The sequence below is a fragment of the Bradyrhizobium sp. genome, from assembly GCF_028868675.1.
GTDB lineage: Bacteria > Pseudomonadota > Alphaproteobacteria > Rhizobiales > Xanthobacteraceae > Bradyrhizobium.
This window is the reverse complement of record NZ_JAGWUA010000095.1, coordinates 1-17,671: the sequence shown is the minus strand read 5'-3', so window position 1 is coordinate 17,671 and position 17,671 is coordinate 1. Positions and strand designations below refer to the sequence as shown.

16 protein-coding genes are annotated in these 17,671 nt (G+C 67.1%); 6 read left to right on the top strand and 10 right to left on the bottom strand.

What is annotated here, in order from left to right:
• From KGM94_RS14135 to KGM94_RS14110, 6 genes are all read right to left on the bottom strand, one after another.
• Positions 1-2,066, bottom strand: a 2,066-nt coding sequence (locus tag KGM94_RS14135) for a TonB-dependent receptor (RefSeq protein ID WP_300259845.1), incomplete at its 3' end; no start/stop codon positions are given.
• 162 nt (positions 2,067-2,228) lie between these two features.
• The gene (locus KGM94_RS14130; protein ID WP_300259843.1) at positions 2,229-2,594 is read right to left on the bottom strand and encodes a DUF2946 family protein; all 366 of its coding nucleotides are present in this window, start codon (positions 2,592-2,594) and stop codon (positions 2,229-2,231) included.
• Between the two features lie 102 nt (positions 2,595-2,696).
• Positions 2,697-4,760, bottom strand: coding sequence for a hypothetical protein (locus tag KGM94_RS14125; RefSeq protein ID WP_300259841.1), 2,064 nt, complete (start codon positions 4,758-4,760; stop codon positions 2,697-2,699).
• 7 nt (positions 4,761-4,767) lie between these two features.
• Positions 4,768-7,575, bottom strand: coding sequence for a DUF4159 domain-containing protein (locus KGM94_RS14120; protein WP_300259838.1), 2,808 nt, complete (start codon positions 7,573-7,575; stop codon positions 4,768-4,770).
• The gene (locus KGM94_RS14115) at positions 7,572-8,516 is read right to left on the bottom strand and encodes a DUF58 domain-containing protein (RefSeq protein WP_300259836.1); all 945 of its coding nucleotides are present in this window, start codon (positions 8,514-8,516) and stop codon (positions 7,572-7,574) included. The genes KGM94_RS14120 and KGM94_RS14115 overlap by 4 nt, the downstream gene beginning before the upstream one ends.
• Positions 8,516-9,514, bottom strand: coding sequence for a MoxR family ATPase (locus KGM94_RS14110; RefSeq protein ID WP_300259834.1), 999 nt, complete (start codon positions 9,512-9,514; stop codon positions 8,516-8,518). Before KGM94_RS14110 ends, KGM94_RS14115 begins: the two co-directional genes overlap by 1 nt.
• 257 nt (positions 9,515-9,771) lie before the next feature.
• On the opposite strand from KGM94_RS14110, the gene KGM94_RS14105 reads away from it, so the two are divergent.
• From KGM94_RS14105 to KGM94_RS14085, 5 genes are read left to right on the top strand one after another with little or no spacing between them, the layout of a single operon-like run.
• Entirely contained in the window at positions 9,772-10,374 is a 603-nt protein-coding gene (locus KGM94_RS14105) for a DUF1285 domain-containing protein (protein WP_300259832.1), read from the top strand.
• Positions 10,371-11,042: a CoA pyrophosphatase gene (locus KGM94_RS14100; protein WP_300259830.1), complete on the top strand. Its 672-nt coding sequence runs from the start codon at positions 10,371-10,373 to the stop codon at positions 11,040-11,042. The genes KGM94_RS14105 and KGM94_RS14100 overlap by 4 nt, the downstream gene beginning before the upstream one ends.
• Positions 11,039-11,347, top strand: coding sequence for a DUF6111 family protein (locus KGM94_RS14095; protein WP_300259827.1), 309 nt, complete (start codon positions 11,039-11,041; stop codon positions 11,345-11,347). Before KGM94_RS14100 ends, KGM94_RS14095 begins: the two co-directional genes overlap by 4 nt.
• A gap of 10 nt (positions 11,348-11,357) precedes the next feature.
• Positions 11,358-12,617, top strand: coding sequence for a CCA tRNA nucleotidyltransferase (locus KGM94_RS14090; protein ID WP_300259825.1), 1,260 nt, complete (start codon positions 11,358-11,360; stop codon positions 12,615-12,617).
• Positions 12,614-13,381 (top strand): TSUP family transporter, encoded by a 768-nt coding sequence (locus tag KGM94_RS14085; protein ID WP_300259823.1) that lies wholly within the window; start codon positions 12,614-12,616, stop codon positions 13,379-13,381. The genes KGM94_RS14090 and KGM94_RS14085 overlap by 4 nt, the downstream gene beginning before the upstream one ends.
• Positions 13,382-13,426: 45 nt before the next feature.
• On the opposite strand, the gene KGM94_RS14080 is transcribed toward KGM94_RS14085, so the two are convergent.
• Positions 13,427-13,981: a hypothetical protein gene (locus KGM94_RS14080; protein ID WP_300259821.1), complete on the bottom strand. Its 555-nt coding sequence runs from the start codon at positions 13,979-13,981 to the stop codon at positions 13,427-13,429.
• 184 nt (positions 13,982-14,165) lie between these two features.
• Between KGM94_RS14080 and KGM94_RS14075 the strand changes: the two genes are divergently transcribed.
• Complete coding sequence (locus tag KGM94_RS14075) at positions 14,166-14,378, top strand: hypothetical protein (RefSeq protein ID WP_300259819.1); 213 nt, start codon at positions 14,166-14,168, stop codon at positions 14,376-14,378.
• A gap of 181 nt (positions 14,379-14,559) precedes the next feature.
• Here the strand turns inward: KGM94_RS14075 and KGM94_RS14070 are convergent, their stop codons facing one another.
• The 3 genes from KGM94_RS14070 to KGM94_RS14060 all read right to left on the bottom strand — a co-directional run bounded on the left by KGM94_RS14070 (position 14,560) and on the right by KGM94_RS14060 (position 17,457).
• The gene (locus KGM94_RS14070; RefSeq protein WP_300259817.1) at positions 14,560-15,390 is read right to left on the bottom strand and encodes an outer membrane protein; all 831 of its coding nucleotides are present in this window, start codon (positions 15,388-15,390) and stop codon (positions 14,560-14,562) included.
• A gap of 240 nt (positions 15,391-15,630) precedes the next feature.
• A complete protein-coding gene (locus tag KGM94_RS14065; RefSeq protein WP_300259815.1) occupies positions 15,631-16,296 on the bottom strand; it encodes a PEPxxWA-CTERM sorting domain-containing protein in 666 nt (221 codons plus the stop codon).
• A gap of 168 nt (positions 16,297-16,464) precedes the next feature.
• Positions 16,465-17,457: an ABC transporter substrate-binding protein gene (locus tag KGM94_RS14060; protein WP_300259813.1), complete on the bottom strand. Its 993-nt coding sequence runs from the start codon at positions 17,455-17,457 to the stop codon at positions 16,465-16,467.
• Positions 17,458-17,671: the final 214 nt, after the last annotated feature.

Here is a 17,671-nt window from a genome sequence, read left to right as displayed (position 1 = left end):
TTGTTCTGCGCGAAGGCGTGCAGCAGGTTGATGCGCATCAGCCAGTTGGCGTCGCGCCAGAACAGCCCGCCGCCGATGCGCAGGGGCGGAATGCGCGGCACGTTGCTGCCGTCGGTGAAGGTGGCGCGGACGACGTCGAGCTGGTTCTCGATGCCCCAGATGCCGCCCTCGAACGGCCCGACGTCGAGCTGCGACTGGAATTCGCCGCCGCGGAAGGTGGCGTCGCGCTGGGAATAGATCGCCTGGTTCAGCTCGGCGCCGGGCGTGCCGCAGGAGGCGAAATCGTCATTGCACATCACGCCGGTGAGGCGGCGATAGATGAAATTGTGGAAGCGGGTGGCGTAGGCGGTCGCCTCGAACCGGAACGGCCCCGTCGCCTTGCGCAAGCCCACCTCGACGGACCTTGCCGTCTCGATCGCCAGGTTCGGATTGCCGATGTCGAAGGTGTCGGTGGCGTCGTGGGCGCCGCGCGAAAACAGTTCGGCGGGTCTTGGCGCGCGCTCGACATATTGCGCGGTGATGCTGCCGACCATGCCGCCCGGCAGATCCCGCAGCAGCCCGATGCCGCCGCTCTTCGGCGTGTAGGCCGGAGTGCGCGCGACGGCGGCCTGCGGCGCGCCGTTCGGCAGATAGTCGGCAGGGAAGTCCGGCGTGGTGCCGTGCAGCTCGACATGCTCGATGCGTCCGGCGATCTGCGCCCGCGTCTCTCCGCCGAACCTGAACTCGTTGAAGGCGTAGCCGGCGACGCGATCGTTGCGGTTCGGATCCCACAGGCCGTTGAACGGCGTGCCGGGATTGTCCGGGCTCGGCGCGGTCAGTTCCTGATGGCCGGCCTGCAGGCCGAACGTCGTCGTCACCTCGGCAAAACGCGCGTTGAACGGCATCAGCTGTACCTCGGTGCGCAGCTCCTGCTCCCTGTTGGTGAAGGTCTGCCGCACGCCGTCGGTCGTGGGATCCGCCGGGACGAGCAGCCCGATCTCGTTGTGGCGGTAGTCGGTCGCGCCGGCCCAGAGGCGGATGACCTCGATCGCGGCGGCGTCGGGCCGCACCTCGCCCTTGACGTTGATCCTGGTCTGGTGGCCGTCGATGCGGGTGTTGTGGTCGGCGCCGTCGATGCCGGGGATATGATAGAGCGAGTCGTTCTGGGTGATCGCGGCGCCGATGAAGCCGCCCTGGAAGAGATAGGAGCCGCCGAGCGAGGCGCCGTCCGACTGCGTCGCCGAATTCGGCTGGCGGCCGTTCACCGGGCGGGTCTGGTCGAACAGGTACGGATAGCCGGGAATGCCGTAGTCCGAGGTCTTGCGGCCATAGGCATCGGCATGGACGGCAAAATGCCCGGCGCCGCCGTCGAGCAGCACGCCGCCCTCGGCACCGCGATCGACCGAGCTGAAGGCGGTGCGCGTCTCGGCGGTGACGCAAGGCGCCGGCTGCGGCGCCGCGCAAGTCGGCAGCGAGTCGGGAATGCGGTTGTTGGTCGCGCTGACGACGCCGCCGATCGAGGTCGAGCCGTAACGCAGCGCCGCCGGTCCGCGCACCACCTCGACCTGACTGGTGGCAAGGGGATCGATGGGAACGAAATGATCTTCGCCGAGATCGGACGCGCCACCGCCGTTGGTGCCGTTCTCGACGATGCCGACGCGGTTGTTGTCGAGGCCGCGGATGATCGGCCGGCTCGAGGCGCCGGGCGCGAAGCCCGAGCCGGTGATGCCGGGCTTTGCGAACAGGAGGTCGCCGAGCTGCCCGCCGCCCGCGCGGAGGATGTCCTCGTTCGGCACGACGGTGACGGTCGCAAACTGGTCCGCGACGATCGGCAGCGCGCCTTGTGGGGGCGCGGCAGGCGCCGCCTCCGGGCCGCGCTCGCGGTTGCGTGCGGTTCCGTGCGCGATGCGTGCCGCGGTGCGTGCGGGTACGGTAGGCCGCCGGACGGCGGGGCTTGGTGCGGTGACCGCCACGGCCGGCAGCTCCATCGCCGGCTTGTCTTCTGCCGAGGCAGTCGTGGCGGCGATGCCGAGCAGGAGCAGGCTTACTCCGCCCAGACGCGGCGCGCGTCGTGATGACGATGTCATTGTCCCGATTCCGGATCAGGCGCCGGCCGCTGGATGTTTCATGGATGGGCGGCGGCCTGCCGTCGCGATGCGACGGAGTGCGACTTCGATTGCATCCCGGAGCAAGCGGACTTGCGCGAAAGCGCGGACGAGCCCGGGACGCGATGGATCAAGTCTTGAGGATCAGGACGCGGGAGGGGCGCGCGGTTGGAACGCCGTGCCGGCCGTCTTCAGATGAATGAATTCGGCGTCGGTGGTGAGATAGAGGAATTCGACCGCCTGCGGCAGCACCAGCGATGGCGGTGTTGCGAACACCACGGTGCTCGCCATCGACACCACCGCACAGATCGCGCAATTGTCGTCGCCGCGTTGATCCCGGTCCGGGATATCGGGGGACTGCTGCTGTGCGGCCTGCTGCGGCGTGGATTTCAGGATCGGCGCGGCCTGCGCGAACCCGTGGCTGTGTCCGAACGACAGCGCGAACTGCACCAGCAGCGCGAAGAGCGCGAGCCGGGCGCCGCGCCTGATGTTCGATCGGAACCACTTCATGCGAAAACACACTCGCGCGAAGCCGTCGCCGGTGTCAACGGCCGCACGGCTGCCGTCGCCGCCCGCTCGCTCGATGTGATCTTTCCGCAACTGCGGTGCGCGTCAGCGCCCCTCGCGGACCCAGGTCGCGGCGAAGGCGCCGAGCAGCAGCAACAGCCCGATCAGGCCGGCGAAGATCGGCAGCACGCCGACGCCCTTGACGACGCTGGCCTCGCGCATCCTGACACCCATCCAGCCGTCACCGTGGAATACCGTCGACGAGCGCACCGGCACGATGCGCGGCAGTTCGACGCTTCCGCCGTCGGCGATGCGCACCGCGTCGCCGCCGGTGGCCTGCGCCAAGGGCTTCACCACGTCGGTCGAGGAGGTCACTTCCGAAAATTCCTTCGGGTTGGTCGGCCCGACGTTGATCAGCGCCTTCAGCGTGCCGTCGGTCGCCTGCCACAGGCCGAGCTCGCTCGCCGGCAGGCTCGCACGCCACTCGCCGGGCTCGCCGGCATTCAGCGTCAGGTCGTGCGTGACGCCGGAAGGCGAGGTCACCGTCACGGGCTGCACGCTGTCGGACATGGTCTGGCGCACCACCACGAGATCCTTGCCTTGCACCTGCAGGCGCAGCGCTTCCTCGTCCAGATCGGGCTGCTTCATCAGCCAGTGCGACATCCGCCTGAGCAGATCGAGATGCGGGCCGCCGCCCTCATAGCCGCGCGCCCACAGCCAGATGTGGTCGGAGAGCAGGAGCGCCACGCGGCCCTCGCCGAAGCGCGACAGGAACAACAGCGGCTTGCCGTCGGCCCCGGTCATGACCGGCGGGCTGATCGCGTTGCGGGTATCGACGGTGCGGAAGAACCGGCTCCAATGCGGCGGCTCGCTCGCCGAGCCTTCCAGGCCGCGCGTGACGGGATGGCGTTTGCCGGTGTCGGAGAGATGCGCATAGAACGGCTTCTCGGTCACGCCGACCGGCTCGGCCGGCAGCACCGAATCCAGCGGCGTGCGCCAGATGCTGGTGTTCGAGGCGTAGTCGGGGCCGGCCGAGACCAGCACCGCGCCGCCCGCGCGCACATAGCGCGCGATGTTGTCGAAATAGGCGATCGGCAGCACGCCCTGGCGGGCGTAGCGGTCGAAGATGATCAGCTGGAATTCGTTGATCTTCTGCTGGAACAGCTCGCGGGTCGGAAACGCGATCAGCGACAATTCGTTGATCGGCGTGCCGTCCTGCTTCTCCGGCGGACGCAAAATCGTGAAATGCACGAGATCGACGCTGGCGTCCGACTTCAGCAGGTTGCGCCAGGTCCGCTCGCCGGAATGCGGCTCGCCGGAGACGAGCAGCACGCGCAGCTTGTCGCGCACGCCGTCGATCGCCACCACCGCGCGGTTGTTGACCGGCGTGAGCTCGCGCTCGAGCGGCGCGGCCTCGATCTCCACGATGTTCGGGCCGGCATGCTTGATGTCGACGTCGACGCTGGAGGTCTGGCCGCTCGACAGCGTGCGTTCGCTGATCATCTCGCCGTCGCGGCGAATCGTGACCTTGGCGCGCTCGCCGCTCACGCCCTGGTCGTCGAGCCGGTAGGTGATGGTCTGGGTCTGGCCGACGATGCCGAAGCGCGGCGCGGCCGTGATCGCGATGCGGCGGTCGCGCTCGCCCTTCTGGCCCGTGATCAGGGCATGCACCGGCGCCTGGAAGCCGAGCGCAGCCGCGTTGGCGGGAACGTCGTGGACGCGGCCGTCGGTGATCAGGAAGGCGCCTGCGACGCGGTCGACCGGCACGTCGGACAGCGCGGAGGCGAGTGCGCCGAACAGCTTCGTGCCGTCGGTCTCGCCGTCGGCCTGTCCGGCATCGACCACGCGCACCTCGAGGCCCTTGATCTTCTTCAGGCTGTCGAGCAGCGCCTCCTGCGCCTGCGCCGCCTCGCGGGTGCGGTTGCCGAAGTTCTGGCTCGGGCTCTTGTCGACGACGACGGCGGCGACCGAGGTCAGCGGCTCGCGGTCCTCGCGGGTGAAGGAGGGGTTGGCGAGCGCGAGCAGGAACAGCGCCAGCGCGGCCACGCGCACCGCGGCGCCGCGCGCCCGGGCGAGCAGCAGGATGCCGGCCATGACCACGATGGCGCCGAGGGCGAGCCACAGCACGAGCGAGGGCACCAGCGGCGTGAAGGCGATGCCGTAGTTCATGGCGATCCTATTGCCCCAACCGCTCGATCAGGGCCGGCGCGTGCACCTGGTCGGCCTTGTAGTTGCCGGTCAGCGTGTACATCACGATGTTGACGCCGGCGCGGAAGGCGAATTCGCGCTGGCGCGGCTCGCCTGGGGTGAGCGGCAGCATCGGCTGGCCGTCGGGACGGAGCGCCCAGGCGCCGGCGAGGTCGTTCGAGGTGATGATGATCGGCGAGACGCCGTCGCCGCCGCGCGCCGGCCGCGAGGCCGCCTCGTCATCGTCGTCGCGCGGCAGGGCCTCGACCCAGGTCTGGCCGGAGTTGAAGCGGCCGGGGAAGTCGCGCAGCAGATAGAAGGTCTTGGTCAGCACGTGCTCGCGCGGCACCGGCTCGAGTTCCGGTACGTCGAGGGACGACAGGATATCGCGCAACGCCTGCATGCCGGGCGTCTGCGAGGCGCCGTTCTTGCCGGGCGGTGCCTCGACCGCGTCGCGGGTGTCGAAGACCACGGTGCCGCCCTGCTTCATGTAGGCGTCGATCTTGTTCATGGCGTCCTGCGGTGGCTTCGGCGCGCCGGGCACGATCGGCCAGTAGATCAGCGGGAAGAAGGCGAGTTCGTCACGGGCGGGATCGACGCCGACGGGATCGCCGGCCTCGAGCGCGGTGCGCTGCGCCAGGAACAGCGTCAGCCCGGCCATGCCGGCCTTGACGATGGAATCGACGTCGGCATTGCCGGTGACGACATAGGCGAGCCGGGTCTGCGACACCGCGCGCATGGCGAAATCGTCGCTTGCGCTCTGGGCGCGCGCCGGGAACGGCGCCAGCGCGCCGGCGAGGATCAGGCCGAAGGCGATCGCGGCCGGCGCGGCGCGGCGGCGCAGCAGCGCGGCCAGCCCGCCGCCGAGCAGCGCGACGATGACCGCGTCGATCAGGAACAGCGCGAGCGCGGCCGACAGCAGCCAGCCGCGCAGGTCGCGCGGCTCAGCGTTGGTGTAGGTGGCGTGGCGGGCGTTGAGGCTCGCGGTGTCGAGCGCCGCGATGCGGTCGGCGGCGGCGAGCGTGTTGACGGCCAGCGGGCCTTCCGCGGGCCCGTAGAAGCCGGGCGGATGGTCGGAGGTGGCGCGGTCGCGATAGTCGGCCGACAGCGGCTTGGCGCTCGCCGGCGGCGGGCCGAACGCGCCGAAGCCGTCGAGGATGTGCAGCGGCGCCACCGTCTCGGTGCTCGGCTCGCCGGCAACGCCGGCGCCGGGCTTGGACGTGTAGCCGGACATGTCGACGATCCGTCTCAGCATCTCGACGAAGGTGCCCGACATCGGCAGATCGGACCAGCGCATGTCGGCGCTGACGTGAAACAGGCTTACCACTCCCTTGCCGCGATGCTCGCCGGTGACGAGCGGCGTGCCGTCCTCGAGCGAGGCCCAGCTCCTGGTCGCGAGCACCGCGTCGGGCTCGGCGAGCACCTGCCGGTTGACGGTGACGTCCTTTGGCACCGCGATGCCGGCAAACGGACCGTCGGCGGTGAAGGCCGTCAGGTGCTGCGGCTTCTCCCAGGTCAGGCTGCCGCCGAGCGTGCGGCCGCCCTTGCGCAGCTTCACCGGTACGAGATCGTCTTCGGCCTGTGCGAGCCTCGGACCCGCGAAGCGCACCAGCACGCCGCCCTGGTCGATCCAGGCGTTGAGGCGCTCGCGCAGCTCGGGCGCGATCGTGCCGACGTCGGCGAGGATGATCATCGGCAGCTTCTGGTCGAGGAATTGCGTGATGCCCTGCTGCGGCGCGCCCTTGTCGGGCAGGCGGACGTCGGCGAACGGCGAGAGTGCGCGGGTGAGATAGAAGGTCGGCGCCAGCAGGGGCTGCGCCGTCTCGCTGCTCGAGCCCGAGACGATGCCGATCGCTCGCCGGCGCCAGCGCTTGTCGAGGAGCTGCACGGCGCCGGCCGAGCGCTCGCCGGCGATTTCGAGCCGGGTGATGTCGTTGCGCAACTCGACCGGCAGGTCGAACGCCGCCTCGGTCTCCTTGTCCTGGGGGGCGAAGGCGTAGCGCGCCTCGCCGATCGGCGAGCCCTTCTGGTCGAGCGCCCGCACGGTGCCGGCGGCAAGGCCGCTGTCGGTGCGCAGCACCTTGACCGTCATCTTGGCGGCCGCGTTTTCGGCCGCGACCAGCGCGAGCGGGGAGGGCGTGCCACCTGCAAAGATCGTCAAGGCGCGATCTCCGATCGTCCTGCCGAGGCCCTGGACGAATTCCTCGCCGCGGCCGGTATCGACGCCGTCCGAGAGCCAGGCGATCTCGCAATCGCCGGTCGATTTCAGGAAACGATCCATCGCGGTCAAGGTTTCAACGCGATCGATGGAATACGGCTTTGGCGTCAGTTGCCGCAGCGCGACGCGCGCGGCGCCGGCCGGCATCAGGGTGATGTCGCGGTTCGGTTCCGACAATGGCACCAGCGCGATGGCGCGGCGGTCGTTCTCGGCATCGGCGATCAGCTCGTCGGCGGCCCTGATCCGCGCGTCCCAGTTCGAGGCGGCGCTCCAGCCGTCGTCGAGCACGATCATCAAAGGCGCCTTGCTGGCGGCGAGGCCGGTCTGCGGATTCCAGATCGGGCCCGCGGCGGCGAAGATCACCAGCGCGGCCGCGAGCAGGCGCAGCGCGGTCAGCCACCACGGCGTGCGCGAGGGCGTCTCTTCCCTCGGCGCAATGTCGAACAACAGCCGCGTCGGTGGAAACTCGATCCGGCGCGGCCGCGGCGGCATCACGCGCAAGAGCCACCACAGCACCGGCAGGCTGACGAGCCCGATCAGGAGCAGCGGTTCGGTGAAGGCGAGGGGCAATCCCATCATGCGGCCGGCCCCGCCTTGATGGTCGAGGAGCGCGCGCCGGATTTGCTGACCTGCATGCCGGCATGCAGGAACAGCAGCAGTTCGGCGGCGGAGCGCTCGGTCGAATGCGTCGTGAACAGCCAGTCGAGCCTGTTGGTCTCGTTGCGGATCTGGTCGCGGTGCAGCGCCAGCCGCGCGGTGTAGTCCTGCGCCCAGCTTTCGGCCCGGCCCGCGGTGATCGCGCCAAAACCTTCCGGCTCGATGAATTCGATGCGGCCGGAATAGGGGAAGGTCTCTTCGGCGGGATCCACGATCTGCACCAGCGCGCCGTGGGCGCCGGAGCCGGACAGGCCGGCGAGCATGGTCCGGATCTCCGCGATCGGCGACCAGAAGTCGGAGAGCACCACGATCTCGGCGAGCGCGGAGGGCACGAAGGACGGTGGCAGGCTCGGGCGCTCGGCTTCGTCATGCAGCATCGCCTGCGCCATCTTGTCGATGACGCTGCGGCTTGCGGTGGGGCTCATCAGGCCGGGGATGCCGACGCGCTCGCCGCCGGCGACCAGGAGCTCGGCCAGCGCGAAGGCGACGATCAGGCCGCGCTCGAGCTTGGAGTCGCGCGCCCGCTTCGAGGCAAACGCCATCGAGGGCGAGCGGTCCGGCCAGATCCATACCGTGTGCGCGGCTTCCCATTCCTGCTCGCGGACATAGAGATGGTCGTCGCGCGCCGAGCGCCGCCAGTCGACGTTCTGCGACGGCTCGCCGGAGACGAAGCGGCGATACTGCCAGAAGCTTTCGCCGGAGCCGGCGCGGCGGCGGCCGTGCAGGCCGTGGATGACGTTGGCGGCGATGCGGCGGGCTTCCAGCACGAGGCGCGGCAGCGAGGCGGCGAGCGTGCGGCTTTCGCCATCGGCGCGTCGGATCGCTACGATCTCCCTGGCTGTGTGCCCGTTTTCCGCGGCCATCAACCGATCCGTGTCTTCAACTGCCGGATCACGTCCGGAATCGTGCGCCCTTCGGCGCGGGCTGAGAAGGTCAGCGCCATGCGATGCTTCAGCACCGGCTCGGCGAGGTCGAGCACGTCGTCGATCGAGGGCGCAAGGCGGCCGTCGAGCAGGGCGCGGGCGCGCACCGCCAGCATCAGCGACTGGCTGGCGCGGGGACCGGGTCCCCAGGCGATCAGCTTGCCGGCGTCGCCGCCCTCGGGTCCCGGGCGGGCCGAGCGGACCAGCGACAGGATCGCCTCCACCACGGAATCGCCGACCGGCAGACGACGGACGAGCCGCTGCGCGATGATCAGCGCCTCGACGTTCATCGACCCCTTCGCCAGCGTCTCCTCCGCGCCGGTGGTCTCGAACAGGATGCGCCGCTCGGCGTCGCGATCGGGATAGTCGACGTCGATCTCCATCAGGAAGCGGTCGAGCTGCGCCTCGGGCAGCGGATAGGTGCCTTCCTGCTCCAGCGGGTTCTGCGTCGCGAGCACGTGGAACGGCTTCGGCAGGTCATGGCGCGCGCCGGCGACCGTGATGTGCTGCTCCTGCATCGCCTGCAACAGCGCCGATTGCGTGCGCGGGCTGGCGCGGTTGATCTCGTCGGCCATCAGGAGCTGCGCGAACACGGGGCCGGCGATGAAGCGGAACGAGCGCTTGCCCGCGGCGCTCTCGTCCAGCACCTCGGCGCCGAGAATGTCCGAGGGCATCAGGTCGGGCGTGAACTGGATGCGCTTGGCATCGAGGCCGAGCGTGACGCCGAGCGTCTCGACGAGCTTGGTCTTGGCAAGGCCCGGCACGCCGATCAGGAGCGCGTGACCGCCGGAGAGGATCGTCACCAGCGTGTTCTCGATCACCCGGTCCTGGCCGAAGATCACGTTCGCGATCGCGTCCTTGGCCGCGCGAATCTGCGCCGAGACCTGCTCGGCCGACCGGACGATCCCGTCCTCGAGTTTTTCGACACTTTCCGCCATCGGTTAGCTCCCTGGCCGCTCGCGCAAGCTGCTGCGTCGTCATGTCATGGGCTCCATGCTAAACTTGCAGGAAGGCCATGTATTCGTTGAATTAACCTATCCCCACCTTATCGGCTTGAGGGTATGTAGGGCATCACGAAGTGGCGACCTCGACCCCGGGCGATCCCGGTGTGGAACCGCACACCAAACTACAACTTAGACCTGCACCAATCGTGCCAATTGACGAAGATCAGAACCAACGAAGATCGGGGCCAACCATGGCGAACCAAGGGCAGAGCACCGGCCAGGGACTTGAAGGGTTGACCGCCGCCGCCAGGAATGCCGGCGGCGCCCACAAGGGTCTGCCTCCGGTGCATCTGTGGAATCCGCCGTTCTGCGGCGATCTCGACATCCGAATCGCTCGCGATGGTACATGGTTCTACATGGGCACGCCAATCGGCCGCCCGGCGCTGGTGCGCCTGTTCTCGACCATCCTGAAGCGCGAGGGCGACAAGCACTTTCTCGTCACGCCGGTGGAGAAGGTCGGCATTCGCGTCGACGATGCGCCGTTCATGGCGGTCGAGATGCGGCAGGACGGCGAGGGCGACGGGCGCGTGCTGTGCTTCCGCACCAACGTCGACGACTGGGTCACCTGCGATCGCGCGCACGGCTTGCGCTTCGCGGAGGCGGCGGATGGCGGGCTGACGCCCTATCTCCACGTTCGTGCCGATCTCTGGGCCAAGGTCACCCGCGCGATCTACTACGATCTGGTTGACATCGGCGAGGAGCGGATGGTCGATGGCCAGCCGATGTTCGGCGTCGAGTCGGCCGGCGAGTTCTTCCCGATGGCCGATGCGGAGCAGGTGAGGGCCGCGCCTTGAGCGAGCAGATATTGAAGGACCAACCCGCCGGCGTCGGCGCGGCGGAGTTTTTCGGCCGCTCGAAGCTGCGGCTCGGCTTCGACGTTCCGCGCGGCCTGTACGACCCGAACATCATTCCGGCCTCGGGCGATCCCGGCACCGACAGGATGCTGGAGATCATCGCGCGCGAGCAGCCGGTGCGGCCGGCTGCGGTCCTGATTCCCGTGGTCGACCATCCCGAGCCGACCGTGCTCCTGACGCAGCGTTCGCCCCATCTCAACAGCCATGCCGGCCAGATCGCCTTTCCCGGCGGCAAGATCGACGCGACCGATGCCTCTCCGCTCGACGCCGCGCTGCGCGAGGCCGAGGAAGAGGTCGGGCTGGCGCGCGAATTCGTCGAGCCGATCGGCTATCTCGATCTCTACGGCACCGCCTTCGGCTTCCGGATCCTGCCGACGGTCGCCCGGGTGCGGCCGGGCTTTTCGCTCGCCATCAACCATTCCGAGGTTGATGATGCCTTCGAGGTGCCGCTATCCTTCCTGATGAACCCGGACAACCATCAGCTGCACAGCAAGGAATTCCGCGGCATGGAGCGCTCCTACTACGCCATGCCGTTTGCCGAGCGGTACATCTGGGGCGCGACCGCAGGGATATTGCGTGTGCTCTATGAGCGGATCTATCTGCCATGATCCGGCCGGCGCTGACCGAGATCGGAATTTTCCTCATTCCGTTCGCCGTCTATGCGCTGTTCCTGGTCGCGACCCGTTCCAGCCTGTTGGTGCAATCCTCCTGGTCGGTCTCCACCATCGCCCGCCTCGCGCTGCTGGCGTTCCTGCTGGTGATCGCGAGCCTGGTCGGGCTCGCGCATTTCTCCGGCGCCCCGCCGGAATCGACCTACGTGCCGGCCCACATCGAGAACGGCCGCCTGGTGCCAGGACTGGAGAAATCAGGTGTGGAGAGATCGGGGTTGGAGAAATCAGGTGTCGAAAAATGATGGTTGAGAAATGAGCGACGTGCGCCTGCTCGACCATGCGCCCTGGTTGACCTCCGGCGGGACGGCGCGCGTCCTGCAATTGTTGAACGGGAACGGGGAAGAGGCGCGCGTGGTCGGCGGCGCGGTGCGCAACGCGCTTCTGAAGCTGCCGCCCGGCGACATCGACATCGCGACCACCGCGCTGCCGGACGAGGTGATGCGCCGCGCAAGGAGCGCCGGCATCAAGGCGGTGCCGACCGGGATCGACCATGGCACCGTGACGCTCGTGATCGACGGCCGCCCTTACGAGGTCACGACGCTGCGCGAGGACACCGAGACCTTCGGCCGCAAGGCCAGGGTCGCCTTCGGCCGCGACTGGGTGCGCGACGCCGAGCGGCGCGACTTCACCATGAACGGGCTCTCCGTCGACGCCGAGGGCGTGGTGCACGACCATGTCGGCGGGCTCGACGACGCGGCGGCCCGGCGCGTGCGCTTCATCGGCGATCCCGATCAGCGCATCGCCGAGGACTATCTGCGCGTGCTGCGCTTCTTCCGCATTCATGCCGCCTTCGGCGCGGGCGAGCCCGATCGCGAAGGCTATCTCGCCTGCATCCGCGGCCGCGCCGGTCTCGCCAGCCTGTCGGCCGAGCGGGTGCGCATGGAGATGCTGAAGCTGCTGGTGGCCCATGGCGCCGGCCCCGCCTCCGCCGCGATGGTCGAGGGCGGGCTGCTGCAGCCGCTGGCCGGCGGCGTCGCCTATACCGGCCCGCTCGCGACGATGATCGCGATCGAGCGCGAACTCGCGCTTGCGCCCGATGCGATCCGGCGGCTGGCGGCGCTGACGGTCGCGGTCACCGAGGATGCCAGGCGTGTCGCGGCGCGGCTGCGGCTCAGCAACGCCGAAGCCAAGGCACTGGATTCCATGGGGCACCGCTGGTGGCGGTTCGCCAACAAGGACGAGGCCAATGCGCGGCGGCTGTTGTACCGGCTCGGCGCCGAGCGCTATCGCGACCGGGTGCTGCTGGCCTGGGCGCGGAGCGGCGGTGGCGACGTGGCGTCGGCGCGCTGGCGCGAGCTCGCCGAGCTGCCGCAGCGCTGGAGCCCGCCGAAATTCCCGCTCAAGGCCGCCGACTTCATTGCGCGCGGCCTCGCCGAAGGGCCGGCGCTCGGCCACGTCCTGACGCTGGCCGAGGATGCCTGGCTCGCCGCCGACTTTCCGCTGGAGGCGGCCGCGCTCGCAACCATCGCCGATCAGGCCGCGGCGCGCGCCAATCGCGATCCGAAGCCGTGAGCATCCTGTCGGGCTTCGCCGACATATCGCTCTCGCAGCTTCTGCTCGTCGCGCTGGTCGCGCTCCTGGCCTCGATCGTCGGCGGGCTCGCCGGCTACGGCACCGGCGCCTTGATGCCGCTGGTGCTGGTGCCGCTGGTCGGCGCCGAGCCGGTGGTGCCGATCATCGCGATCTCCGCGATCTTCACCAATGGCAGCCGCGCCGTCGCCTATCTTCGTCACGCCGACCGCCGCCGCGTGCTGATCGTGCTGGCGGCGGCTGCGCTCACGACCGCGCTCGGGGCCTACGGTTATACGCGGCTCACCAATGCCGGTGCGGCGCTCGCGATCGGCGCCATGCTGATGCTGAGCGTGCCGCTGCGCCGCATGCTGCGCCGGCGTCGGTTGCGGATCGGCGACGGCGGGCTTGCGGCAGGCTCGGTCGGCTATGGCGTGCTGGTCGGCGGCACCTCGGGCTCGGGCGTGATCCTGCTGTCGCTGCTGATGGCCGCGGGCCTCGAAGGCGCGGCGGTGATCGCGACCGATGCCATGATCTCGCTCGGCACCGGCCTCATCAAGATTTCCGTGTTCGGGTTTGCCGGCGCCGTGACCGCGCAGGTGCTGGCGCTTGCGCTCCTGATCGGCGGCATGGCGGTGCCCGGGGCGTTCCTCGCAAGAGCCTTCGTCGAGCGGATGCCGGTGCATATCCACACCGCTATCCTCGACGTCGCGGTGATTGCGGGCGGGATGGTGATGATCTCGGCGGCGGCGAGGCATTTGGTCTAGGCGCGCGTATCCTCAAACCCCGAAGGGCCGGTCCCTTGCCTCTCTCTAGGGCTTGCGGTTCGACGCAACGAACGGGTTGCTCTCGGCGCCGGCACGGCTGTTTCTCTCAAAACATGTTTCCAGGCGTTCAAGAGCTGCCGTGCTTCCATTCAGCGGCACGCTCAACGTCGCTCCTTCCCCTCTCACTTCGAGAATGTTGGCCGTCCGTACTCTTTCGTTGAACGCGCGGTCCGCCAGCGCGATCGTTACGCTCTTGGTTTCGGCCAATGCCTTCGCCGGGACCGACCGCGAACCTGCAACCAAGGTGACCTCGTAGGCCTTCCCGCGATCGAGCTTCCATTTCGATGAATCGAGCAGCAGGAGCAAGCCATCGCGAGTTCGTACGAACGTTACCTCCAGCTCATTGGCCGATCGGCTCATCGTGCAGCTGTCGAACCTGTCAGCCTTGGAGGAAGTGGCAATCGTCCAGGGCCCGACGGACACCGTCTTGTCTTGCGCATGTGCAATGACCGGTGTGACGGAAAACAGCGCAAGACCAAGTGCAGCTAGCGACCGCATCGTTTCCTCCTGATATGAGGCAAGGCAGAGAACTTGCTTCATCGGTGGTGCTCAAGACCGGACTTGTCCGCGTTAACGAATGCCGCCCTGCTTCGTTCGCATTCCAGCCATCGGATCCGCGGTCGCGTCGGGAACCGACCCGCAGCGTATTTTCCTGCGCTTGAGGAGGGAACGAAATCCGGGTTCCCGCGTGAATATCCGTTGGGGGCGATTGGGGAGCATCGCCGTGTTGGATCGTGCGTACCTGGTCCGTCAGATTCGGACCCTGCTGAAGTTCGCCAAATCGACCTCTGATCCCCGCATGGCGGCGTTCCTGATGGACAAGGCAATCCATCTCAAGTCTCAGGTCGAAGAGGTTCCCCCTGCGACGGACCGCAGCCCGCTCGCGCCGGATGTCGATCCGGAGAAGCCGGAACCGAAAGTCCCTCCGGGACTTTAGTCCGGAGCGCGAGACCGTCGGCTGCCGTGACGAACGACGTCGCATGTCGCGGCTGGCCAAAGATCTTTTCGGATCCGCTGTTCTTGCGGGGGGCCACCGGAATTGCGTGCCCGCAAACGAAAAAGCCGCCCGGAGGCGGCTCTACGACTCGAAGTCCGATGATCGTGGAACGATCGATGCACTAATACTTTGCGACGACAGGACCGCTCGCGTCGAACTTGTAGTTGAAGCCGGCACGAAGAATATTCAACGTGAGTTTGCTCGAACTGACGTTCGATAAACCGAGTCCGGGAGCCGTTGCGCTGTCGGCAAACGCGCTGACGGTGCCGAGGTCGACGTAAAGATACTCGGCCTTGGCAGTCCAATTGCGACTGAGGGCGTATTCAAGACCGCCGCCGACGGTCCAACCCGCTTTCGTGGCACTTACCGAACCGAAATTGGCGTTGCCCGGCCCCCCGGGAAAGACGATCGTCTGCGAGAATTCGTGACGTCCAACGGCCAATCCGCCGGTCAGATAGAGGAGGAGATTTTGCACGGGAACTCCGACCCGACCACGGACCGTAGCAAGCCAATCGAGCTTGTCGGTTTCGGTGAAGTTGCGGGGCGCGATCAAAGCCCCTGGCGGCGGATTGACGACACCCGTGTTTCGGTTGGCGCTGATGTCGGCCCACGAGAAATCAGCTTCGACTCCGAAAACGACATTCGCGCGTTGGATGTTGTAGCCGGCTTGCAGGCCGCCCAGTGCCCCCGAGGATTTGAGCGTGGCAGACCCATTGGCGATGAGATACTGGGGATCTGTGGCCGGGTTTCCGAACAAGGCCCAACCAGGCCCCGGGACCAACGCAACATCGGCATTGCCCCAGCCATAACCCGCATGGGCCCCTAGATAGAAACCGGACCAATTGAACTGCGGAGCCACGACCGGAGCCTTGACGGCCATGTCGGCAGCCATCGCGGGGCTGGTCCCGATCAGCGCGGCCAAGGCTATGCTTCCGAGCAAGAATGTCTTCATGAAAGGCCCCCCAATTGCCGATCGACTGCGCTTGTTTTCAATCTGTAGCACCTGGAATGCGCTGTTGATGTGATGTTTTGGCCACTATCGGGAGGAACCGACGCAGATTGGACCGTCCGTTGCGGGCGAGGTGCCGTTGCATCGCAATAAAGACTGTGACGGGGCCACCGGAACGACATGGCGGAAAAGAAAAAGGCCGCCTGAAAGCGACCTTCGTCTCACTTGATTGGGGCTGGATGATCAGGCCGCGCTACGGGCATAGGCGTTGCGGCGACGGTACCCCAGGTAGCCCAGGCCGACGAAGCCGAGGATCATCATCGCCCATGTGGCGGGTTCGGGAACGGGGGCGATTGACGTGTAGCCCACGTTGAAGCCGTACCAGTATTCGGGCTGGGGATTGCTCCAGGAGAGCGAGTTGAAAGTTCCGAGAAACTCGACGGTGCCGTTTCCTTCGACGCCACCCACGGTGTTTCCGCTGACCGTAATTGCTTGCCCGCTGTATTCATTGCTCGGACCGCCGGCAACAAATGTCGGGGTCTGGGTGAAGACGAATGATGTCGGCAACCTGCCCTGCCCAAGGCTCCAAATCGCGAAAACGGGATTGACCACCGCTTGAGAGAACGTGAGCGTGTAAATGTTGGGACTTCCGCCTGTGATCTGGAGGATGTTATTCGACGGCTGCGGCGCGTTGTTCACGACCGAACTGTCGGCGAACGTGGAAGCCGGCAGGTAGGACGGATAGCCCGTCACGAGATTGGCCGGACCGTCATAAGTTACGGCGATCGGTCCCATCGTCCCCGAGGAGGAGGTATCCCAGGTATTCCAGGTAATTACTGCCGCCGGCGCTTCCGAAGCGATGCAAGCAAAGGCCAGGGAACAAAGCCCGGCCAGAAAAACCTTTCGCATAAACTCTCCTCCCGAAATCCGTAATTAATAAGTTAAACTCATATTTAACTCCTTGTAAATGGTATTCGGATGTCAAATCACGCGAGCCCAAGAGAATGTCCGCATATGACCTGACGGCAGCAGGGATCGCAGACGTTCCCTTACTTGCCGCTCGAGGAAGTTTCCGAACTACTCGATCACTTCATCGGCGCGCGCAACGAGCGACGTCGGCACGTCGATGCCGAGCGCCGCGGCGGTCTTCAAATTGATCCACAATTCGATCCGCGTGGCCTGTTCGACCGGCAGCTCCGCAGGCTTTGCTCCATTCAAAATCCTCGCAACGAAATAGCCTGCTCTCAGGAAGAATGGCTCGATCGGAGCGCCGTATGAGAGCAGGCCGCCGAACTTCACGAAGCTCGGCGTGCTCGAGAAGGTCGGAAGCCGATGCGCCAGGGCCAGAGCGGCGATGCGATCGCTCAAATCCAGATTGCCGGAGTCGGAAACGATTTGCAGCGCGTCGGGCCGTAGCTGTGCGATCCGGGAAAACACATCATCCAGCCCGTCCGCGCTGCTCAGTTCGAACGGCATGACCGTCATCCCGATCTTGCCGGCTTCGCTTCCGAGCCTGGCCAACATGACCGGGTGTGTCGGATTCAGGGGATTGGTCAGCGCCGCGACGACCGCTGCTTTGGGAATGATTGCCTGTATGAATTCGAGGATCTTGGGCGTCAGATCCGGGTTCAGGTTGGACGTGCCGGTCGTATGACCGCCCGGTACCGCGAGGCTCGCAACAAGACCCGCCCCGACCGGGTCGTTGATCGCGAGCATGATGACAGGAACCGGAGGCGTGAGGCGTTGCGCTGCGCGTACCGATGCGGGCGTGTTCGCAAGTATCGCACCCACGCCCGCTTGGGCGAGTTGACGTACGATTTCTGAAAACTGCTCGTAATTTCCCGCCCCATAGCGCACGTCGAGCAGATAGTCGCGGGCTTCGACCAAACCGTTGTCCTTCAGCCCCTTCTTGATGAGCTCGATCTTGTAGGCGACGAACATCGATGTGGCGGGGCCGCTCGCCAGAAATCCAATGCGGATCGGCGCGTTCAACGCAAGTGCCGCGATTGGCCGCATTGGCCACGCGGCCGCCGTCCCGCAAAGCGCCGCAACGAATTGCCGCCGCCTCATGCTCGCCCTCTCAGGCTCCGAATGCGCCATCCTACCAAGACACACGGAATGGGGCGTGGGATTCTCGTCGATACCTCGGCCGTCGCGATGCGATTGCCAACGATTTCCAAGGATGGTGCAATGCACGCTCCGTAGGCAGGGGCCGAGTCGCCAGAGCCTAGAACCACGGCTCCTCGTAGACCGCCTCGCCATCGAGCAGCAGCCGCTTGATGGC